Annotated in this window: 20 protein-coding genes; 17 read left to right on the top strand and 3 right to left on the bottom strand. The window is 31.7% G+C overall.

The annotated features are described in order from the left end of the window. Nucleotides 1–31: 31 nt before the first annotated feature. The 15 genes from ASC41_RS07500 to ASC41_RS07430 all read left to right on the top strand — a co-directional run bounded on the left by ASC41_RS07500 (nt 32) and on the right by ASC41_RS07430 (nt 16,534). Nucleotides 32–1,936, top strand: coding sequence for a M43 family zinc metalloprotease (locus tag ASC41_RS07500; RefSeq protein WP_055436023.1), 1,905 nt, complete (start codon nt 32–34; stop codon nt 1,934–1,936). A gap of 245 nt (nt 1,937–2,181) precedes the next feature. After that, the gene (locus ASC41_RS17120; protein WP_055436022.1) at nt 2,182–4,254 is read left to right on the top strand and encodes a M43 family zinc metalloprotease; all 2,073 of its coding nucleotides are present in this window, start codon (nt 2,182–2,184) and stop codon (nt 4,252–4,254) included. A gap of 82 nt (nt 4,255–4,336) precedes the next feature. Further along, entirely contained in the window at nt 4,337–5,257 is a 921-nt protein-coding gene (locus tag ASC41_RS07490; protein WP_055436021.1) for a bifunctional riboflavin kinase/FAD synthetase, read from the top strand. Continuing rightward, entirely contained in the window at nt 5,247–6,569 is a 1,323-nt protein-coding gene (locus ASC41_RS07485; protein ID WP_055436020.1) for an HTTM domain-containing protein, read from the top strand. The genes ASC41_RS07490 and ASC41_RS07485 overlap by 11 nt, the downstream gene beginning before the upstream one ends. A gap of 159 nt (nt 6,570–6,728) precedes the next feature. Then, nucleotides 6,729–8,000, top strand: coding sequence for a serine--tRNA ligase (gene serS / locus ASC41_RS07480; protein WP_055436019.1), 1,272 nt, complete (start codon nt 6,729–6,731; stop codon nt 7,998–8,000). 462 nt (nt 8,001–8,462) lie between these two features. After that, nucleotides 8,463–10,238, top strand: a complete 1,776-nt coding sequence (locus tag ASC41_RS07475; RefSeq protein WP_055436018.1) for a tetratricopeptide repeat protein — start codon at nt 8,463–8,465, stop codon at nt 10,236–10,238. 67 nt (nt 10,239–10,305) lie between these two features. After that, on the top strand, nt 10,306–10,815 hold the full coding sequence (locus tag ASC41_RS07470) for a GNAT family N-acetyltransferase (protein WP_055436017.1): 510 nt from the start codon (nt 10,306–10,308) through the stop codon (nt 10,813–10,815). A gap of 1 nt (nt 10,816) precedes the next feature. Continuing rightward, entirely contained in the window at nt 10,817–11,140 is a 324-nt protein-coding gene (locus tag ASC41_RS07465; RefSeq protein WP_055436016.1) for a DUF4286 family protein, read from the top strand. 108 nt (nt 11,141–11,248) lie between these two features. Then, entirely contained in the window at nt 11,249–12,058 is an 810-nt protein-coding gene (rsmA, locus tag ASC41_RS07460) for a 16S rRNA (adenine(1518)-N(6)/adenine(1519)-N(6))-dimethyltransferase RsmA (protein ID WP_055436015.1), read from the top strand. Between the two features lie 70 nt (nt 12,059–12,128). Then, on the top strand, nt 12,129–13,502 hold the full coding sequence (gene mgtE, locus ASC41_RS07455; protein WP_083477163.1) for a magnesium transporter: 1,374 nt from the start codon (nt 12,129–12,131) through the stop codon (nt 13,500–13,502). A 217-nt stretch (nt 13,503–13,719) separates the two neighbouring features. After that, a complete protein-coding gene (locus tag ASC41_RS07450; protein ID WP_055436014.1) occupies nt 13,720–14,658 on the top strand; it encodes a 2-hydroxyacid dehydrogenase in 939 nt (312 codons plus the stop codon). A gap of 28 nt (nt 14,659–14,686) precedes the next feature. After that, nucleotides 14,687–15,142, top strand: a complete 456-nt coding sequence (locus tag ASC41_RS07445) for a DUF1801 domain-containing protein (protein WP_055436013.1) — start codon at nt 14,687–14,689, stop codon at nt 15,140–15,142. Nucleotides 15,143–15,204: 62 nt separating this feature from the next. Next, a complete protein-coding gene (locus ASC41_RS07440; protein WP_055436012.1) occupies nt 15,205–15,591 on the top strand; it encodes a VOC family protein in 387 nt (128 codons plus the stop codon). 54 nt (nt 15,592–15,645) lie between these two features. Next, entirely contained in the window at nt 15,646–16,095 is a 450-nt protein-coding gene (locus ASC41_RS07435) for a TM2 domain-containing protein (RefSeq protein ID WP_055436011.1), read from the top strand. Nucleotides 16,096–16,189: 94 nt separating this feature from the next. Continuing rightward, nucleotides 16,190–16,534: an ArsR/SmtB family transcription factor gene (locus ASC41_RS07430; protein ID WP_055436010.1), complete on the top strand. Its 345-nt coding sequence runs from the start codon at nt 16,190–16,192 to the stop codon at nt 16,532–16,534. Between the two features lie 145 nt (nt 16,535–16,679). On the opposite strand, the gene ASC41_RS07425 is transcribed toward ASC41_RS07430, so the two are convergent. Then, a complete protein-coding gene (locus ASC41_RS07425; protein ID WP_055436049.1) occupies nt 16,680–17,531 on the bottom strand; it encodes an OmpA/MotB family protein in 852 nt (283 codons plus the stop codon). Between the two features lie 155 nt (nt 17,532–17,686). Here ASC41_RS07425 and chrA point away from each other — a divergent pair, with 155 nt between their 5' ends. After that, nucleotides 17,687–18,811 (top strand): chromate efflux transporter, encoded by a 1,125-nt coding sequence (gene chrA / locus ASC41_RS07420; protein WP_055436009.1) that lies wholly within the window; start codon nt 17,687–17,689, stop codon nt 18,809–18,811. Between the two features lie 63 nt (nt 18,812–18,874). Here the strand turns inward: chrA and ASC41_RS07415 are convergent, their stop codons facing one another. After that, nucleotides 18,875–21,151, bottom strand: a complete 2,277-nt coding sequence (locus tag ASC41_RS07415; protein ID WP_055436008.1) for an inorganic phosphate transporter — start codon at nt 21,149–21,151, stop codon at nt 18,875–18,877. Nucleotides 21,152–21,229: 78 nt separating this feature from the next. Further along, a complete protein-coding gene (locus ASC41_RS07410) occupies nt 21,230–22,432 on the bottom strand; it encodes a porin (RefSeq protein WP_055436007.1) in 1,203 nt (400 codons plus the stop codon). Between the two features lie 394 nt (nt 22,433–22,826). On the opposite strand from ASC41_RS07410, the gene ASC41_RS07405 reads away from it, so the two are divergent. Beyond that, complete coding sequence (locus ASC41_RS07405) at nt 22,827–23,186, top strand: toxin-antitoxin system YwqK family antitoxin (protein ID WP_055436006.1); 360 nt, start codon at nt 22,827–22,829, stop codon at nt 23,184–23,186. Nucleotides 23,187–23,215 lie beyond the last annotated feature (29 nt).

The raw sequence follows: 23,215 nt of genomic DNA, 5'->3' as shown, positions 1-23,215 counted from the left end.
AATTAACTAAAATTTAACACACAGTGTCGTTATGAAAAAAATTACTTTCAAATTATTTCTTCTAACATTATTTTGTTTGCCTGCTTTAGTGCTGGCTCAAAGTAAAAGTAATGATGGGCAAATTATTAGATGTGGATCTGATGACTATAATGCTAGATTGCTAGAAACTAACCCAAATATGATGGGTAGTGAATATTTCAAAAATAAAATAGATACTGAAATTGCTAGAGTAACAAGTAATAATAGCAATAGAAACAATATGGTAGTAGTAACTATCCCTCTTGTTATTCATGTGCTTCACAATGGAGAGCCATTAGGTACTGGTGCAAACATTAGTGACGCGCAAGTTCTTTCTCAAGTTACAGTTATGAACGAAGATTTTAGAATGCTCGCTGGTACACCTGGACAAAGTACAGCTGGAGGAGTAGATGTAGAGGTTAACTTTGTTATGGCGAAACAAACGCCTGATGGTTGTATTACAAATGGTATTAACCGTGTTAATATATGTCAAGATGGAACAAATAGTAGTGATGTAGATTATTGGAAAACTCAAACAATTTGGGATCGTGATTTATATATGAACATGTGGTCTTCTAAATATGTTGGTGATTTAAATGGAATTTTAGGATTTGCTCAATTTCCTGGTGGTGCAGCAAGTACAGATGGAGTAAGTGCAGGGCATACTTATTTTGGAAGTTCGGATTACAACGATGGTACATTTAATACTTCTGCTCCTTACGATAAAGGAAGAACAATGACCCATGAAGTAGGTCATTACTTAGGTTTATATCATACTTTTCAAGGAGGTTGTGCAGGAGTTGGTGATGAAGTAGCTGATACACCTGCTGTAGATGCACCAAACTATGGTTGTCCAACAGGACACCAATCTTGTTCTACTACAGACATGATTGAAAATTACATGGACTATACAGACGATACTTGTATGAATACATTTACTGCAGGACAAAAAGCTAGGGTTCAAGCTGTTCTTGCTGGTCCTAGAAGCGGTTTAGCAACATCTAATGGAGCAACTGCTCCTGCTGTTGAAGCAAATGATGCTGAAGTGACTGTAGAGTGTTTATCTGTTGGAGATTGTAATCCAGAATTGAATGCTAACATTAAAATAACAAACTGGGGGACAAGCAATCTAACTACTGCTAACATTTCTTATAATGTAGATGGTGGAACGGTATTGAATTATAATTGGACAGGTTCTTTGGCTTATGGTGAATATGATGAAATCGCATTACCAGTTATTACAACAGCTGGAGGGACACAAGTATTCAATGCTAATATTGTAGATGTAAATAGCTCAGCAGATGCACGTAGTTGTAATGATACTGATAGTAAAAGTTTTTCTGCAGCAACATCTTACCCTGCAACTCCTCAAATAATTTTAAATTTATTAACCGATGATTACGGTGATGAAACTTCATGGGAATTTAAAAATGGAGCAGGAACTGTTCTGTATTCAGGAAATTCTTATGCAAATAATACTAGTTATACAGAAATATTTGATGTAGATCCTAACGAATGTTACACATTTACAATCGAAGATGCTTATGGAGATGGTATATGTTGTACTTATGGTATTGGTTCTTATGGTTTAACAACATCAACAGGTGATGTTATATTTGCAGGAGGTGATTTTGCATCAATAGAAAATACTAATATTTCTACAAATTCATTAAGCGTTAATGAATTTGCTTTATCAGGAGTTTCAATATTTCCAAACCCTACAAAAGATGTTTTAAACATAAAGGAATTAGAAGATAGATTAGAGAGTATTGAGATTTATAGTGTTACGGGTAAAAAAGTATATGGTACAAGAACTAGCTTAGAAATAATAAATGTTAGTACTATTGCAAAGGGCATTTATTTTTTAAAGTTAAACGCTGAGACTGCAACTAAAACTATTAAGTTTATTAAAGAGTAGTTTTAACTAAAAATATTAAAAGCGATGAAAGTAATTTCAATCCGCTTTTTTTTGTAATCTTAATCATTTTGTATAAATGAGCTGAAATTTGATGAGGATAAGATGCAATAGGAGCTTTTTTTACACAAGTATAAGATAATACCTTCAAAATAGAAACATTTAACAACTGCTTGTTTTTTGGCTAATAAAATTTCACTATTTTTAAAAAAAAAATTTAATTTTAATTTATTTATACCATTTTTGATATGAAAAAAACTACTATCAAATTATTACTTCTTGCATTACTATGCTTACCTACTATTACGTTGGCACAAAGTAAGAATGATACTCAGATTGACAGATGTGGATCTGATGAATACAATGCGCAATTACTAGAGGCTAACCCAAATATGATGGGTAGTGATGCTTTTGAGTCTTTAATAGCTACAGAAATTGCTAAATCTAAGGCTAAAAGAACTAGCTCAAATAGCATGGTTGTTGTAACTATACCAGTGGTTATACACGTATTCCATAATGGAGAGCCTATAGGTACAGGGCCAAACATCTCATACGATCAAGCAGTATCTCAAATTACTGTATTGAATGAAGATTTTAGAATGATGGCTGGAACACCTGGTCAAAGTTCAATGGGTGGAGTTGATACAGAGGTTCAATTTGTATTAGCACAGCGTACACCAGACGGTTGTCCAACAAATGGAATAGATAGAGTTAATATTTGTCAAGATGGACTTACAGGTGTAGGTGCTAATACTGATCAAATAAATAGCAATTTAACAGCTCAAATGCAAGTTTTAAAGCCAGGTACAATTTGGGATTCTTCTCAATATATGAATATGTGGTCGGTAGGTTTTAATAATGGAGGTTTATTAGGTTATGCTCAATTTCCAGGAGGATCTGCTAGTACTGATGGTGTAGTTTCTAACTATACAACTTTTGGTAGTTCGGATTACGGAACGTTCCCTTTAAATGCACCTTATGATAAAGGTCGTACTATGACTCATGAAGTTGGACACTACTTAGGATTGTTTCATACCTTCCAAGGTGGTTGTAACGGAGGAGATAGTGTTGCTGATACTCCTGCAACTGCTGCTCCAAATTACGGATGTCCAGCAGGTACAAATAGCTGTCCTTTAGATGCAGGTGTAGATATGATTGAAAACTATATGGATTATACAGATGATTCATGTATGGATACATATACTCAAGGGCAGAAAGATAGAATTCAAGCGGTTATTGGTGGTGCTAGAAGTTCATTAACTTCTTCTAATGCAGGAACTCCTCCAGCATCTGTTGCTGTAGATGTTGAAATAGCTGTTGAAAGTACGAATGTTGCTTGTGGTACAGATTTAAATCCAGCTGTTATTATTACTAACTGGGGAACTGCAGGTTTAACTACAGCAACAATTAGTTACGACATAGATAACGGAACGTCTACAGATTATATTTGGTCTGGAATTCTTGCTTATGGAGAATCTGAAATTATACAGTTACCAAGTATGACATCTTCTACAGGTGATCATGATCTTAATGTATCTGTATCGGCAGCAGGAGATGCTCGTAATTGTAATGATTCAGATTCTAATTGCTTTACTTTAAGTGCTTCAGCAGGACCATGTGCTTCGGTTCCAGAAACAACAGATGCAGATAGAATTACAGGTGTTGTTTTTAATACTATTAATAATATAAACGCAGCTTCTACTAGTATACCTTACGAAGATTTTACTGCAATAAGCACTGATATTGAAAGAGGTACTGACCATGATATTACAGTTAATTTAGATACTAATGGAGCTTTCTTTTACGTAGTAAGAGTTTGGATTGATTGGAACCAAAACTGTAGTTTTAATGATGCTGGAGAAGAGTATGATTTAGGTACAATTAATAATATGGTTAACCAACCAAGTACTGGATCTCCTCTATCTATAAACGTACCTGCAGACGCAGTGTTAGGAGGAACTACTATGAGAGTAGGTATGAAAAATACAAATAATGTAGATAATAGTTACGATCCTTGTGAGAGTGGTTTCTTTGGACAAGTAGAAGATTACTCTTTAAATATTTTAGATGCATTAAGCGTTGAAGAGTTTCGTTTATCTGGAATTTCAGTTTATCCTAATCCTACAAACAATCTTTTAAATATTAAAGGAATAGATGTAGCTTTAGAAAGTGTTGAAGTATACAGTGTTACAGGTCAAAGAGTTTTAACGGCTACTACTAACTTAGAGACTGTGAATGTTAGTGCAATCGCAAAAGGAGTTTACTTTTTAAAATTAAACACAGCAAACGCAACTAAAACTATCAAGTTTATTAAAGAGTAATTTTTACTCAATATATATTTAAAAGCGGATTGAAAGTAATTTCAATCCGCTTTTTCTATTTTTGTAATTAAATTGTTAAGCGTTGAAACCAGATCTAATCGATAATAGAAATACAGTAGTAACCATTGGCACCTTTGATGGTGTGCATATTGGGCATCAAAAAATTATTCAACGGCTTATAGAAGTTGGTAAGGGTAAAGACTTATTACCAACTATTCTCACCTTTTTTCCTCATCCAAGAATGGTTTTGCAAAAAGATGCGGACATTAAACTATTAAATACTTTAAGTGAAAAAGAGCAGATTCTTAAACAATTTGGTCTTGAAAATTTAGTGGTTAAAAAATTTACAAAAGATTTTTCTCGATTAACAGCTAAGGAATTTGTCGAGTCTATTTTGGTGAAGCAATTAAAAGTAAAACATGTAATAATTGGCTACGATCATCATTTTGGTAGAAACAGAACAGCTAACATAGACGACTTAAAGGCTTTTGGTAAGCAGTATAATTTTGACGTTGAAGAAATAACTGCTCAAGATATAAACGATGTTGCTGTAAGTTCTACAAAGATTAGAACAGCATTATTAGATGGAGATATAAAAACAGCTAATAGTTATTTAGGATATCCTTTTATTATTTCTGGAATTGTTGAAGAAGGTAAAGGTTTAGGGAGGACAATAGGTTTTCCAACTGCAAATATTAATAGTAGTGAAAATTATAAATTAATACCAAAGCAAGGCGTTTACATTGTGAAATCTATAATAGATAAAAACACAGTTTTTGGTATGATGAATATTGGTACAAATCCAACTGTTAACGGAAAAACACAAACAATAGAAGTCAACTTTTTCAATTTTGATGAAAAAATATACGGTAAAACATTAACTATCGAATTACTAGAAAGACTTCGTGATGAAAAGAAATTCGAATCGGTTGATGTACTTAAAAAACAATTATTAAAAGATAAAACGAACGCATTGCAATTTATAATTGATTATGCTCAATAAATTTCTTTTTAAACAGATTGATAATAGTGCCTTAATAGTTTTTAGAATTATTTTTGGGTTGTTGTGTTTTTTAGAATCTGTTGGAGCAATTTTTACAGGCTGGATTACAAGAACACTTGTAGAACCGAAGTTTACATTTACTTTTTTAGGTTTCGAGTGGTTGCAGCCATTACCAGGTGACTGGATGTATGTTTATTATGTTGTTATGGGTAGTTTTGGCTTGCTTATAATGCTTGGATATAAATATAGAGTGAGTACCTTTTTGTTTTTTATAATGTGGAGTTCTGTGTATTTTATGCAAAAAACATCCTATAATAATCATTATTATTTATTGGTTTTGCTTAGTGCATTTATGGTTCTTTTGCCTGCAAATAAATATGCATCTCTAGATGTAAAATTAAATCCTAAAATTAAAAGTATTTCTATGCCTGCTTGGTGTAAATGGATTTTTGTAATTCAATTATTGATACTTTATACTTATGCTTCTAAAGCTAAAATGTATCCTGATTGGTTAGATTTAACCATGCCAAAAATATTAATGCAAGGCAAGGTTAACTATCCTATTATTGGTGGTTTTTTACAAAATAATTTTATGCCATACCTTGTTGGTTATGGAGGTATTTTATTTGATGGATTAATAATTCCGTTATTACTATTTAAACAAACTAGAAAGTATGCTTTTTTCGCTTCAATTTTCTTTCATTTGTTTAACTCTATTGTTTTTCAGGTTGGTGTCTTTCCGTATTTGTCTTTAGCTTTTTCGTTATTCTTTTTTAATCCAGAAACGATTAAAAATCTTTTTTTAAAGAGAAAAGAATATTATGCTAAAGCAGAAATTATTGTACCAAGCTACAAGCCTGTTTTAGTTGCTTTTGGGAGTCTCTATTTTATTATTCAAATACTATTGCCAATTCGTCATCATTTTATAGAAGATAATGTTCTATGGACCGAAGAAGGGCACAGAATGGCTTGGCGCATGATGTTGCGTTCTAAATCTGGAAACACAAGTTTTAAGGTGGTTAATATTAAAACAAAAATAGAAACTCCAATTAAATTGAGTGATTACCTTACCAAAAAGCAAATTCGTTTGGTAAGTTCTAAGCCAGATGGTATTTGGCAATTTGCACAATATTTAAAAAAGGAATACAAAAATAAAGGTGAGGATATACAAGTTTTTGTTAACGCTAAAGTAAGTGTAAATAGTAGGCCCTATAGACAACTTATAGATCCAAAAACAGATGTTGCAAATGTAGAATGGAACTACTTTACACATAACGATTGGATATTACCTTCAAAATTAAAAAACAATTAGCAATACTTGTTTTTTGGCTAACAAAATCTTACTATTTTTACCACTTTAAAACAAGAGTTATAATTTCGCGTTAGGGATGGAAACGGCATCCTTTTTTATTTTTCGTAAAAAAGATATAGTGTACAGCCCGACCTTTAGGTAACGCCAAAAACAAAAAATATGTTACAAGTACCATTTATTAGAGACAACAAAGAAACTGTAATTACAGGTTTAGCAAAAAGAAATTTTGATGCTAAGGATATAGTTGAAGAGGTGATTACGTTAGACGATTCTCGTCGTAGTTTACAAACAAAACTAGATAACACTTTGGCTGAATCTAACGTTTTATCTAAGGAAATAGGAAACTTGTATAAAACCGGTAAAGCTGCTGAGGCAAACCAGTTAAAAGAAAAGGTAAGTGCCTTAAAAGAAGATTCTAAAACATTGTCTGACGATTTAAGTGCCGCCGCAGATAAACTACAAAGTTTATTGTATCAATTGCCAAATGTACCTCACAGCTCTGTTCCTGCAGGAAAATCTGAAGAAGATAATGAAGAGATTTTTAACGAAGGAAGTATTCCTGAATTGTACGATGGAGCGCAGCCACATTGGGAGTTAGCAAAGAAATACGACATTATAGATTTTGAATTAGGTAATAAAATTGCCGGAGCTGGTTTTCCAGTATATAAAGGAAAAGGTGCAAGGTTACAACGTGCGCTTATTGCTTATTTTTTAGATAAAAATACTGATGCCGGTTACACAGAATACCAATTACCACATTTGGTAAATGAAGCGTCTTGTTATGGTACTGGACAGTTACCAGATAAAGAAGGACAGATGTATCATGACTCTAGAGATAATTTATATTTAATTCCTACTGCCGAAGTTCCAGGAACAAATGTTTTTAGAGATGTTTTATTAAATGAGAGCGAGTTACCTATTGGTATTACAGGTTACACGCCATGTTTTAGACGTGAAGCTGGTAGTTATGGAGCGCATGTTCGTGGTTTAAATAGATTGCATCAATTTGATAAAGTTGAAATTATTAGAGTTGAACATCCAGACAATTCTTATAAGGCTTTTGATGGTATGATTGAGCATGTAAAAGATATTTTACGTGAGCTTAAGTTGCCTTTTAGAATTTTAAGATTATGTGGTGGAGATACTGGTTTTCCTGCTGCTATGACTTACGATTTTGAATTATTTTCTACAGCACAAGACCGTTGGTTAGAAATCTCTAGTGTTTCGAATTTTGAAACTTACCAAGCTAACCGTTTAAAACTTCGTTTTAAGAATAGTGAGGGTAAAAATGAATTAGCACATACGCTTAATGGAAGCTCTTTAGCTTTACCAAGAGTTTTGGCTGGAATTTTAGAAAACTACCAAACAGAAAAAGGAATTGAAATTCCTGAAGCTTTAATACCATATACAGGTTTTTCTATTATCGACTAATATCTGAATCTTATTACAAAATCATTCTAAAAAACACTTTATCATCGATAAAGTGTTAACAAAAAGCGCTGTTTAACGAAAAATCGTTGATTTATTTCTTTTTTAGGGATATTTGTTACATATTTAAATTCCCAAATAGTAACAACCTTGGAAATGAAAAACATTAAACGCTTATTCCTACTTGCTGCGTTAATTGTTTTAGCTGTGAAAGTCTTTTCGTCGGATTTCGACAAATTGAAAACAGAGAAAGCAATTAGTATAGTAATGGCGAACAAATAATTAATTTTTAGATAGAAAATTCTCCAGTCGAGTAATTGAATCATTTTAAATATAATGATTAATAGCACATTTATTTAGATTGGCTAATGCCTGATTAAGTTCAGGCATTTTTTTTATGCTTTTTTGTAATTTACTATATTCGCTTAAGGCATAACATTTGCTATATTTACACAAATACTTTTTATGCGTTTACTTTATATTTTTTGTTTTTTATTTTGCTTCAATGCGTTTTCGCAAGACGATATTGTTGCAAATGAATATTTTAAAAAAGGAGAGTTTGAAAAGGCTTTAATTTCTTACCAAAAATTATACTCTAAAAACAAAAGAAAGAAAATTTATTTAGATCAGTTAGTAAAAACACACCAAGAATTAGAGCAATATAAGGAAGCAGAATCTTTGATTTTGAATTATCTAGCTATGGTAAATTTCCCTCCAGCACTTGTGCAATTAGGCTATAATTACAAGCTGCAAAACGACACAATAAATGCTAATGTTTCTTATGACAAGGCTTTAAAAGAATTAGATGCAAGGCCTAATTATGCAGGTATGATTGGTCGAGCGTTCGAATCTTATTCGTTATTAGAACAAGCAATACAAACTTACGAAAGAGCCATGGTTGCAAAACCAGAGTTGAATTTTAATATGCAATTAGCTCGTATTTATGGAGAGCAAGGTGATATTGAAAAAATGTTTAACAGTTATATTAATTTTTCTGAAATTAATGATGTTTACATAAACATTATAAAAAGAGAATTTAGCAGTTTTATAAGTGAGAATAAAGAAAATGAAAACAATACTATTTTAAGAAAAATTATACTTAAAAAAATACAAACCGATCCAGATTTAAAATGGAACGATATGTTGAGTTGGTTATTTATTCAGCAAAAAGATTATAAAAAAGCTTTTACGCAAGAAAAGGCCATCTATAAAAGAGAAATGGAATCTCTATATCGTGTAGAGGAATTAGCAAATATTGCATACACACAAAAGCAACCAGAGCTTGCTAAAGAGATCTTTCAATTTATTGTAGATAATACTCAGGATATAGACATTAAAATTAATGGACATTATAATCTTCTTAAAATAGAAACAGAACAAGCGACTAAAGATGATTATAAATCTATTAATCAAAGCTATATAAAACTATTAGAGACCTATGGAAAACAAGGGCGTACTCTAAATATTCAAATTGCTTATGCTCATTTCTTAGCCTTTTATCTTAATAAAACAACAGAAGCCATTTCGTTTTTAAAAGACAGTTTAGAATCTGGTATAGATAATTACAGTTCAGCACCAATTAAAATGGAGTTAGGAGATATTCTTGTTTTAGAAGAAAAATTTAATGAAGCATTAATTTACTATACCCAAATACAACGTAGTCTTAAAAATAGTACTATTTCTCAAGAAGCACGTTTTAAAGTTGCAAAAACGAGTTATTATAAAGGCGATTTTAAATGGGCAGAATCTCAGCTTAAAATATTAAAGGCTTCTACATCTCAGCTTACAGCAAACGATGCTTTAGATTTAAAATTACTAATAGGAGATAATAAAACTGAAGACTCTTTACAAACTGCATTAAAAAGGTATGCTAAAGCAGATTTGTTAGCGTTTCAGAATAAAAAAGAAGAATCCATTTCTCTTTTAAGTACCATATTAAAAGATTATAAAACCGAAGCTATTGTAGCTCAAACACTTTTAAAACAAGCACAGTTGCTAGAAGAAAAAGCTCGGTTTGATAAAGCTAAAGAAAATTATGAGCGTATAATTTTAGATTTTAAAGACGGTATATTAGTAGATGATGCTATTTATGCTTTAGCCGAAATTTATGCAAATAAATTAAACCAACCAGAAAAAGCAAAAGCGTTATACGAAAGTGTTATTTTCGAGCATGCCGATAGTATTTATTTTGTAGAATCAAGAAAAAAATATCGCGCTTTACGTGGTGATGCTATTAATTGATAATGTAATTAAATAGTAGCAATACATTATCATTTAACTTCTATAAATTAACTAATAACATTAAACTATGATAGTTGCTAAAACAAACAGACTAATTATCTCGGAGTTTACAATTAAGGATGCTGCTTTCTTTATGGAATTAGTTAATACACCGCATTGGTTAAAATACATAGGAGATAGAAATATTACAATTGTAAAGCAAGCTGAAGAAAGTATTGCAAACGGGCATTTAAACAGTTATAAAAATAACGGTTTTGGCTTTTATGTTTTACGTTTAAAAGACAGTCTAAAACCTATTGGAACTTGTGGTTTAATAAAAAGAGAGACATTAGATAATATAGATCTTGGTTTCGCAGTGTTACCAGAATATGAAGGTTTTGGTTTCGGGTTTGAATCTTCGCTAGCCATAATTAAATTAGCAAAAGAGAAATTTAAAATAGAAAAATTAGTAGCAATAACACTCGAAATAAACAAGAACTCTATAAAACTGTTAGAAAAACTAGATTTTTACTTCGAAAAAAAAGTAAAACCTTTTGATGATGACCAAGAACTTCTGTTATTTGCAAAAACAATATAAAATGGTAATTTACAACGTTACAGTAAACATAGACGACAGCGCTCACGACCAATGGTTAAAATGGATTAAAGAACATATTCCACAAGTATTAGCAACTGGTAAGTTTAAAGAAGCAAAGCTAACTAAAGTTTTAATCGAAGAAGAAATGGGAGGACAAACCTATTCTATACAATATAGGGCACATTCTCGCGAAACATTAGATTTATATTATAAAGAAGATGCAGACCGATTACGTGCAGAAGGTGCAAAACTATTTGCAGATAAAATGCTCGCTTTTAGAACAGAACTAGAAGTTGTAGATGAATATACTGTAGACGTTAAATAATAATTTTATTTAAATATAGTTTCAAATTCTTGTAATTAAATTACACACCATTTTAATAAGCGAAATCACATTAATTAAATTCGTGTATTCGTGGTAAAACAAAAAAATATGGCAAAAAAATTTCACAATCCACACCAAGTAAAAGCTAAGAAGTTTTTAGGTCAGCATTTTTTAGAAGATGAAACAATTGCAGAGCAAATTGGTGATGCATTATCATTAAAAGGATACGATAAAGTTTTAGAAATTGGTCCTGGAATGGGAGTTCTAACCAAGTTTTTACTTAAAAAACCTATAACGCTTTATGCCATCGAAATAGATACAGAAAGTGTAGAATATCTTAAAAACAATTATCTAACTCTTGCACCAAGAATTATTGAAAAAGATTTTTTAAAGTACGATTTGTCCGAAACCTTTGGAGACGAACCTTTTGCTATATGTGGTAATTTTCCTTATAATATATCAACACAAATTGTTTTTAAAACATTAGAATTAAGGCATCAAATACCAGAGTTTTCTGGAATGTTCCAAAAAGAAGTGGCTCAGCGTATTTGCTCTAAAGAAGGTAGTAAAGCCTATGGTATTCTATCTGTATTAACTCAAGCTTTTTACCATGCCGAGTATTTATTTACCGTTCCTCCAACAGTATTTAATCCGCCTCCAAAAGTAGAATCTGGAGTGTTAAAATTAACACGTAAAGAAAATTTCACGCTGTCTTGCGATGAGAAATTACTTTTTAGAGTAGTAAAACAAGCATTTATGCATAGAAGAAAGACCTTACGTAACAGTTTAAAAACATTAGAATTAAGCGATAGTCTAAAAGCAAACGTTATATTTGACAAACGTCCAGAACAGCTAGATGTTCAAGCTTTTATTGATTTAACAAGTTTAATAGAAAACGACGAAAAAGAAATCGATTAACACTAAATATTAACCAAAAAACGCTCAGTAACCTGTCAGTTTTAATTGGAAAATATAAAACATATCTTTAGTGGAAGAACAAGACGAAAACATCAAATTCTCAATAAACGATGAGCTTATTGAAGGCGTAGAGCAATTAGTAGATTCTAAAGATGATAACGGTATTTTAGATTTATTAACTGAATACCATTACGCAGATATAGCAGAGATTCTTGAAGATCTAAGTACAGATCAGGCATCATATATTATTAGACTTTTAGATAGTGACATTACATCCGAAATCCTTATGGAAATGGATGAAGATGATCGAGAGAAAATCTTAGCTACACTATCTACAAAGGAGATTGCCGAAGAAATTGAGGAGCTAGATACAGATGATGCGGCAGATATGATTGCCGAACTTTCCGAACAGCGTCAAGAGGAAGTTATTGCATACATTGAAGATGAAGAGCACAAAGCCGAAATTCGAGAATTACTTACCTACGATGAAGATACAGCAGGTGGTTTAATGGCGAAAGAACTTGTAAGAGTCAACGAAAACTGGACCATTACAGAGTGTGTAAGAGAAATGCGAGCGCAAGCCGAAAACGTAACAAGAGTACACTCTATTTATGTAGTGGACGGAGACGAAAAGTTAATAGGACGCTTGTCTCTAAAAGATTTGCTAATGGCTTCACCACGGGCACACATTTCTACAGTTTATATTCCTAAAGTAGATTTTGTAGATGTTAATGAAGATGCAGAAGAGGTAGCTAGAATAATGCAAAAATACGATTTGGAAGCCATTCCTGTAGTCGATGAAAATAAAGTACTTGTCGGCCGTATTACCATAGACGATATTGTAGATGTAATAAAAGAAGAAGCCGAAAAAGATTACCAAATGGCAGCCGGTATATCTCGAGATGTAGAAGCAGACGATAGTATTAAAAAACTAACAATAGCAAGATTACCTTGGTTGTTAATTGGTATGTTTGGTGGTTTAGGTGCAGCAAGTATTATAGAATCTTTTAACGATAGTATGGGAGGTTTTATAGTGCTATTAAGTTTCGTTCCATTAATTCAAGCAACCGCAGGAAATGTAGGTGTACAATCGTCGGCAATTGTTGTGCAAGCACTTGCAAATAACAGTCTAGACGGCAATATTTTAAAACGCCTTTTTAAAGAGTTTTTATTAGGTTTAGTAAACGGCGTTGCCATTGCAATAATTGGTTTGTTAATCACTCATTTCGCATTCGGTACACCATATAACGTTTCAATAACCATTGCTATTGCTTTAGTTGCCGTAATTGTTATGGCTGCGTTAATTGGCACATTTGTACCAATATTTTTAGACAAAAGAGGCATAGATCCAGCAGTTGCTACGGGACCATTTATTACAACCAGTAACGATGTCTTTGGTATTTTAACTTATTTTTTAATAGCTAAATTTATTTTAGGCTTTTAATATTTTTTGGGCGTTACCTTTTGCAATACTACAAGGTTTATAAAACTTTGTAGTATTGCAAAAGGTCGTGTTATCCACTATATCTTTTTTTTGCATATATGCAACAAAAAAAAGGATGCCGTTTCTACCACTAACGCAAATCTTCGTAACTTTAAAAACTGCTTAATTTAAAGTAGTTCAGTCAAAAAAAACAAAACGAATAGGCATTACTTTCAATATGAAAATACTTCATTTAGACACAAATCATCCGCTTTTAATAGATCAATTAAACGATTTAGGTTTCACCAATCACGAAAACTATTCAGATTCAAAAGAAGACATTCAAAAAATAATTCACGAATACGATGGTTTCATAATCCGAAGTCGTTTTAGTATCAATCGCGATTTTATCGATTCAGCAAAAAACTTAAAATTTATAGGTCGGGTAGGTGCAGGATTAGAAAATATAGACTGTGATTATGCTCAAGAAAAAGGCATCACGTTAATTGCAGCTCCAGAAGGTAATAGAAACGCTGTTGGCGAACATAGCCTAGCAATGCTGTTATCTTTATTTAATAAACTAAATAAAGCAGATCGAGAAGTTAGAGAAGGCCAGTGGTTGCGAGAAGACAATCGAGGACTTGAACTAGACGGGAAAACAGTAGGACTTATAGGCTACGGAAACATGGGCAAAGCATTCGCTAAGAAACTTAGAGGATTCGATGTAAAAGTGCTTTGTTACGACCTAAAACCGGATGTAGGAGACAATAATGTAAAGCAAGTCTCTTTAGAAGAATTGCAACAAAAAGCAGATGTTTTAAGCTTGCACACACCAGAAACAGATTTAACTGTTGGTATGGTTAATCAAGCATTTATCAATGCCTTTAAAAAAGACTTTTGGTTAATAAATACTGCAAGAGGAAAAAGTGTTGACACTTCAGCTTTAGTGTCAGCATTAAAAAAAGGAAAGATTTTAGGAGCAGGTTTAGATGTTTTAGAATATGAAAAAGCATCTTTCGAAAACTTATTTAGCGATGGTAATATGCCAGAGGCATTTCAATATTTAATTCAATCAGAAAACGTATTGTTATCACCACACGTAGCTGGTTGGACTATTGAAAGTAAAGAGAAATTAGCGCAAACTATAGTAGATAAGGTAAAGGCAAATTTTTATTAACTTTAAGCTTCAAATATTAATACTTAATATGACCTCTCAAGCAACCACTCCCGAAGATTATATTGGGCAACTTCCAGAAGACAGGAAAGCAGCAATTACTAAGTTAAATAATCTTATAATAAAGCACATGCCAAAAGGTTTAGAAGCTGGAATAAGTTATGGAATGCTAGCTTATTATGTGCCAAAATCTATTTACCCAAACGGCTACCATTGTAAACCATTTCCGCCTTTGCCTTTTATTAATTTAGCATCACAGAAAAATTTTATAGCATTATACCATTCAGGAATGTATGCTAAAAAGGAACTTTATAATTGGTTTGTAGCAGAGTATCCTAAACATTGCAAGTACAAACTAGATATGGGTAAAAGTTGTGTTAGGTTTAAAAAAATAGACGATATTCCTTACAATTTAATTGAAGAGCTTCTAGGCAAAATAAGTGTAGAAGAATGGATTGAAATTTACGAGAGTGCAATTAAGAAATAATTATTAGTTTAATAGTATTCAGGAATTCAATTCATGAGATCCTGAAATAAATACAGGATAAAATGAAAAAAAGAGTTACAGGTATTGGAGGCTTATTTTTTAAAAGTAAAGACCCAAAAGCAGCTAAAGATTGGTACAATAAGCATTTAGGTTTTAATACAGACGATTACGGTTGTACTTTCTGGACAAAAGATAAAGAAGGAAATGATTGTTCTACACAATGGTCTCCTTTTAAAGACGACACAAAATACTTCGAGCCTTCTAAAAAAGAGTTTATGTTTAATTATCGTGTAGAAAATTTACACGAACTATTAGCGACTTTAAAAGAAGAAGGTGTTACCATTGTAGGTAAAGTAGAAGAATACGACTATGGTAAATTTGGTTGGATACTCGATAACGATGGTAATAAAATTGAGCTTTGGGAACCAATAGATAAAGCTTTTTTGTAAACGGTACTTTTTTTAGTACTTTTAGAGAATAAATCAACTACAAAAATTAAAATAATGTCCGACGAAAAAAATTTAAAAGATGGCCTTGACGATATGTTAGGAGACGCTAAAGAAGGAGCTAAAAAAGCAGCAGACAAAGCTAGTGAGTTAGCTGGCGAAGCAAAAGAATCTATGGATGAACTTGCCGATGATGCTAAAGATGCAGCCAAAGAGTTTAGTGATAGTGCAAAAGAAGCATTTAATAGTGCATCTGGTGACAATAAAAAAATACTTGCGGGTGTCTTAGCAATATTATTTGGATGGTTAGGTGTTCATAAATTTATACTTGGGTATCAAAAAGAAGGTATAATAATGGCTGCTGTTGGTATTCTTGGATGGTTTCTTTGTGGTATACCTACAACTATAGTTGCAATTGTAGCTTTAATTGAAGGAATTATGTATTTAACAAAATCAGATGAAGAATTTTACAACACATACCAAGTAGGAAGAAAACCTTGGTTTTAAATAAAAGCTAAAAGCCAATAGTGTTATTACACCTTTGGCTTTTTTTATTTCATCAATAAACGTGATATTGCAATATCACAATTAAATATATACAATGGGCTTTACAAAAAAACATATTTTCGATGAGCAACAAAACCAGATTGCTAATTTCACTAAAATGATTGGTCATCCTGCTAGAGTATCTATTATTCAATATATAAGTCAGAATGAAGATTCTAATTGTAATAATTTAGTAAAAGCTATTGGGTTGGCACAACCTACTATTTCTCAACATTTAGCAGAAATAAGAAAAACAGGTTTACTAAAACAAACAGTAAAAGGTAAAAACCTTTATTACAGTATAAATCAAGATAAACTAAACGAGTGTAGACGTTTAATAAACGACTTCTTTGTTAAAACACAGGTTAATTGTTCTAATACCGTTTCTTCTTTAAAATAGTCTAATGATACTACGTTTTTTAATATCAAATCAAAACTTGAGATGATTTTAAGAAACACAAAAAAGCCACAAGTGCTTACTTAGATATTATAGTGCTTTTTTAATGTTTTGTTTAATAATGCCTAATCGTTATTAAAACACCTTATTAGTTAGATGCCATTAAAGCAAAAAACTTATCGATATTAGGTAGTAAAATTATTCTTGTACGTCTGTTTTTAGAACGTCCTTCTCTAGAATCATTATCTGTTAAAGGTTGGTAACTACTACGTCCAGAAGCTATTAATTTTTCTGGTGCTACACCAAAGCTATTTTGTAATTTTCTTACAACAGATGTTGCTCTTAAAACACTTAAATCCCAGTTATCGGAAACTTTAGCAGTACTAATAGATCTTGCATCTGTATGTCCTTCTACCATAACATCTATACTTGGTTCCGAATTAATAACATCTGCTAATTTTTGTAAAATACCATTAGCTTTATTGCTTAATCTATAGCTTCCTGTGTTAAAAAGCATTTTGTCACTAATAGAAATCATTACTACGGTTTCGTTAATATTTACAGATATATCTTCATCTTCATTTAAAGAGCTTGTATCAATTACACGATTTAAACTGTATTCTACAGCAAGATTCATAGAATCTTTTAAAGTTTTAGCCTGACTTAATTTGTAAGAATCTACTTTGGTTAATGTGTTACGCATTTGCTGCTTAGTTAATTTTGAAGCAACCGTACCATCTGGTGAAATATCTAGTTTACTGTCGTTTTCTATTTGTAAACCTTCGTTATCTGCTACTAGAGAATTAATTTTAGCATTATAATCACTTACACGAGCTTCAATTTTAGCGAATTTTGCTTCTAGTTCTTCTTTCTCAACTTTAGTCTTAGTTAGTTCACTAACTACCTCTCCTTTTTCTTGTTCTAATGCAACGTATTTCTTTTTTGAAACACAACTTGCTAAAATAATAAATGCGAATACTGAGATTGCTGTTTTTTTAATAGTCATAATTAAGTTTTAGAATTTAGTATAGTTACGTGGAATTTGTATTTGTAGACTTCGTTAAAACTAATTTTAAAAAAACTTTAACAAATAGGAGACTCTTTAGTTTAGTGTTAGATTAATTTATTCCTATTTTTAAAGCTATAAAAGAAACGATGAATAATAAGCTTAAAGAGGTCGCTTTAGTATTTTTTAAATTAGGTTGTTTTGCATTTGGCGGACCAGCAGCTCATATTGCAATGATGGAAGATGAGGTTGTAGAAAAACGAAAATGGTTAACTCGTGATTCTTTTTTAGATCTTATTGGGACCACTAATTTAATTCCAGGACCAAACTCTACAGAAATGACTATGCATTGTGGTTACGAACGTGCAGGAAAGAAAGGACTTTTTGTAGCTGGTATATCTTTTATTTTTCCAGCAATAGTTATAACAGCTTTATTGGCTTACTTATATGTTAAGTATGGTGAGTTACCAGAAGTCGCACCATTTATATTTGGTATTAAACCTGCTGTATTAGCAATTATAGCTTCTGCTGTGTTAAAGCTAGGTAAGAAAGCTGTTAAAACAACAGAATTAACTGTTTTAGGAGTGTTAGTATTAATTGTTACACTATTTGGTGTAAATGAAATTGTAGCACTTTTAAGCGCAGGAATTTTAGGAACGCTTTATTTTTATATTAAAGAGAAAAGGATTTCAACCTTAAATAGTTTTTCGCCAATGCTTTTCTCTTCTAGTCTAGGTTTTGCTTTAACAAAACTATCTACTTTAAAAGTGTTCTTAGTGTTTTTAAAAGTAGGAGCAATTTTATACGGAAGTGGCTATGTTCTCTTTGCTTATTTAGATGCAGAGTTGGTTACAAGAGGTTGGTTAACTAGAACAGAGTTAATAGATGCTATTGCTGTAGGGCAATTTACACCTGGACCAGTATTATCTACATCTACTTTTATTGGTTACCAACTTTCTGGATTTACAGGTGCTTTAGCAGCAACAGCAGGAATGTTTTTACCTTCTTTTTTGTTTGTTTTAATTCTCAATCCTTTTATACCAAAAATGAGAAACTCTAAAATGCTACGTTATTTTTTAGATGCGGTAAATGTTGCGGCAGTTGCTGTTATGTTATCTGTATTAATTGTGATGACTAAAGAAACATTGTTAGATTGGAGAGGAATAGTGATAGCTTTAATTGCTGCAATTTTAGTTTTTAAAACGAAAGTAAGTCCTATTTGGATTATTATAATGGGATCTTTATTCGGCTATATTCTAATTAAATTTATATAATTTTTAAAACAAAAAAGCCATCATTATATAATGATGGCTTTTTTAACGTTTAAAGCGTGTGTTCTATTCTTCTGAATCTGGAATAGTTGCTATTTCTACAGAACTATCATGAGAACCATAATACTCTTCTAATAGGTTCATTGTTGCAGATAATAAATCTTTAGTTTCTAATAATAAACTAAAGTATAACGTTGTGTTTTTTGGGCTAGACTCTTCAGTTCTTGTACGAGCAACTTGCTTTACAATTTTTGAAGTTACTAAATCTAATAAATCTTCTTTACGTCCAATAATATCTCCAATTTGCTCAAAAGACCTAGAGTCGAAAGCGTTTTTAGTATCATTAAATAAAATTTCTAATGCATCATTAACTTCTTTTAATTCTTTAATTTGACTAAATTTAAGATTTTTGTGATTGTTATTAATATGTTTATGACTTGCTTTAGAGATGTATTCTAAAGACTGTGTCATGTCTTGTAAGTACCCTAAAATATTAATATAAAAACTACTAGCTCTTAAACTAGTTTCGTCTAAATTTTTAATAAAGTAGAAGATGTTATCTCTTAAACTATCAACCTCATCTGATAATTTAGTCACTTGTTTTTTATTCTTTTTAAGTAATGAAGTATCCTGCTTTGCAAGACCTCTAATCGCATTACTATAAATAGTGTTTCCACGCTTTACAACACTAGCAATATTACTAGCACTTTCATGTATTACACCTTGTACAGAACTACTTCCTGTTTCCTTTAAGCTATCTTCATCAATTGTTTTGTTTGAAGATTTTTTGTGAGACAAGTAGTTTCTAACTAATAAGAATCCTGTTATTAATAATAAAATAGGAGTCATTACTTGTGGATTCCAGTTTATTAAGAATACTACAATACCAGCTGCTACAAAAGCACCAAAAGCAGTACCAAACCAGCCTCCAATAACATTTAAGACACCAGCAACTCTATAAACAGCACTTTCTCTTCCCCAAGCACGATCTGCAAAAGAGGTTCCCATTGCAACCATAAATGTTACGTAAGTTGTAGATAAAGGTAATTTCATAGAGGTTGCGATAGCAATTAATACACCAGCAACCATTAGGTTTACCGAAGCTCTAATCATATCGAAAGCCGGAGCATCAATACTTTGATCTTTAGTTAAAGCCGCTTCAGGTTTTTGAAAACTTTTATCCATGCTTTCTTGAAGAGACTTAGGTACAACAGAGCTTATAGCGTTAGATAACCAAGAGGTTCCTTTTACAACACCTCTAGATAACATGTTTGGCTCAAACTTTTCGTGTGTATCACCTTGGCGAGATAGGCTTAATTCTGTTTCAGCAACTGTTTTTGCTTTTTTAGAAAACCATAATGTTAATACCATTATTGCACCAGCTATAAATAATAGAAAAGGCTCTGCAGGCATTTTTTTACTTAATATAGACATAGACATTGTGCTATCCATACCTCCAGCAATCCATGCTTCGTAAGAATGAAAAGCTGCCATTGGTACACCAATAAAATTTACTAAATCGTTACCAGAGAATGCTAATGCTAAACCAAAAGTACCTACTGCAATTACTACTAATAAGATTGATTTTTTTGTTGCAGCTTGAAATGCAAACGAAACACCTGTCCATAGTAAAAAACTACCAAGGATAATAAAGATTTCTTTACCTTCAATAAAACCTTTTAACTCATTATAATATGGAGACCCTTTTAATCCCTTTAAAAAGATAAAGTAAGTAATAGCTGTTAAACAGAAAGCACCAAAAAAGGCTCCAAAGTTTTTTATTTTTTTCTCATATTGAAAAGTAAATACTAATCGAGAGACCCATTGTACCAATGCACCAACAGTAAAGGCTATAAAAACAGACATTACAATACCGCGAATAATCTCGACGGCTTTTTTAGTGTTAATATAACTACCAATATCTGCTAAAGTCTGTGTGCTCTCTGGAGCGTTAATTTTTATTAGAGACATTACTACTGCAGCTCCTAATAAATTAAATACAATAGATACTGTTGTAGAGGTTGGTAAACCTAAAGTGTTAAAGAAATCTAATAATAAAATGTCTGTAATCATTACAGCCATAAAAATGTACATAATCTCTTCGAAACTAAACATACTAGGTACAAAAATACCTTTACGAGCGACTTCCATCATTCCGCTAGAAAATACTGCTCCAATAAAAATACCTAAACTAGCGACTATCATAATAGTTCGCATAGAAATGGCTTTAGAGCCAATTGCTGAGTTTAAGAAATTAATAGCGTCATTACTAACACCAACTACAATATCAGCTACAGCTAAAACCGTAATGGCAATCAACATAAATAAATAAATATTATCCATAATTTTTAATTAAAATAAGTTTGCAAATATCTTTAGTGTTATCGAGTGCAATGTTACCTCAATGTTATTAATTCGTGTTTAAAAGTGAATATCGAATCCAATTCTAAAAGTGATGTTATCTTCGGTTCCATTTAAAGTTGTGTAACTTAAATCACTTTGTACTTTTAATTTATGACCAACAATATATCTTGATGCACCTAATGTGTATTGTTCTTGAGGATCGGTTCCTGTTACAGTATCAAAATCTAAAGTAGTAAAACGCGCAGCAATCTCGTAATTACTTTTAAACATATATCCAGCTTGTAAATTTACTGCATTTCCTGTTAAAACAATATCTCCAGTTGGTGTACCATCTAAGTCTATAGCAATAGCATTTTCAGCACTTCGTGAAGCATATTCTCCCATAAAGGAGAAGCCTTGGTATTTAAACATGGCGTCTACAAATACTGTTGTAATATCTGTTTCGTATAAAGAGTCGTCGCTTCTAAACATATAATCACCTAATCCACTACGTTCTCTAACCGCATCTTGATTATAGTTATAGGTTGCACCTATCATTAATTTAGGCGTTTCTTCTCTTTTTATAGCTGCTTGAATATAATCTCCTTTAGACTGAAATTCACCAAAAGGTAAAAACTCTAAACGACCAGTGTATTGTAAACCTCCAATATTACCTTCACTAACATTACGTCCTTCTCCTTGAGAAATAGCAATTTTTTCACGCATTAAAAAACGACTACCTAAGTTTAATTTATGACGTAATTGAACACCAACATCACGGTCAAGATTAAAACTACTATTTAATAAAGAACGATCTATTAATTGCAGGTTTGATGAAGAAACTACACGATCTATATTACCTGGTAATTTTGTTTGACCTGCCCAAAGTTCAAAGTTTTCGGCAAAGTTCCACATAATAACTGCATCAAGAATAATACGTGGTGTATTTCTGTTAAAATCGTTTGCTCCAGAAATATCTCTGTTAGATAAGCCTAGTTCTATTTTATATTTTAATTTAGTAGAATATGCAAAACCATTAAATTTTAAACGTGCACGACGTATAATAAAATTATGGTCTGGGCTTTCGTATTGGTTTCCATCATAATCCCAAGAAGATGTTGATCGAAACTGAAAGCGTGGTGCAAACTTTATGCTAAAAGAACTGTCTTTAGCTGTAAAATTTATTAAACCTTTACCAAATTTTGTGTCGCTAATTTCTTGTGCATTCAATGAGAATAACGCGCACACCAATAGTGCCGTAAGGATAAATTTAATTTTCATTATAATCTTTAGTTTTTTGTCGATGCAAATAACCGATTCTAATGTTAACTAAATGTTTCTAAATGATTAACTTTCAGTATAAATATAAGTAAAAAAAGGCTGCCTTGGCCAAGACAGCCTCATTAGAAATCATAATAATGTAGTCGACAAAAACTAAATAGATTATATGAAAAACTAATTGATTTGTCTTAAGACATAGCAAAGATGCTAACCTTAGTTAAAGTTAGTGTAAAGCTAATATTAAGTAATTATTAAGCTTTTTAATGTTAAATTTAAATAATAAAAGACTGTTTATCAAGAGTTTAATAACTCAATGTTAAATTAATGTTACGTAATTGTTGTTTTAATGTTATGTGTTACTTATCTTTGGGATATAATATTAAAACCCATAATTATGAAGAAATCAATTTTATTTTCAATTGCCTTTTTAATTGCTGCGGTAGCTTTCGCTCAAGATAAGCGAGATTTAAAACTTAACAAAGACACAAACTTAATTGAAGTTGTTTATTATCATGACAATGGAGTTGTAAGCCAAACAGGCGCTTATACTGCAGATGGTAAATTACAAGGAGAGTGGCTTAGTTATAGCGCACAAGGCAAGAAACAAGTTTCTGCAAATTATGATAATGGTAAAAAAGTCGGCAAGTGGTTAATCTGGAAAGATGCCACTTTAAAAGAAGTAGATTATAACAATAATGCTATTGCAAGTGTTAGCGAATGGAAAGTAAAAGCTTCTGTTGCTGATAACAATTAAGTTATTGAAATTAAACAGAATAAAAAAAG

Source organism: Lacinutrix algicola, from assembly GCF_001418085.1.
Lineage (GTDB): Bacteria > Bacteroidota > Bacteroidia > Flavobacteriales > Flavobacteriaceae > Lacinutrix > Lacinutrix algicola.
The sequence above is the reverse complement of the archived record's forward strand: the minus strand, read 5'-3'. Positions and strand labels throughout refer to the sequence as shown.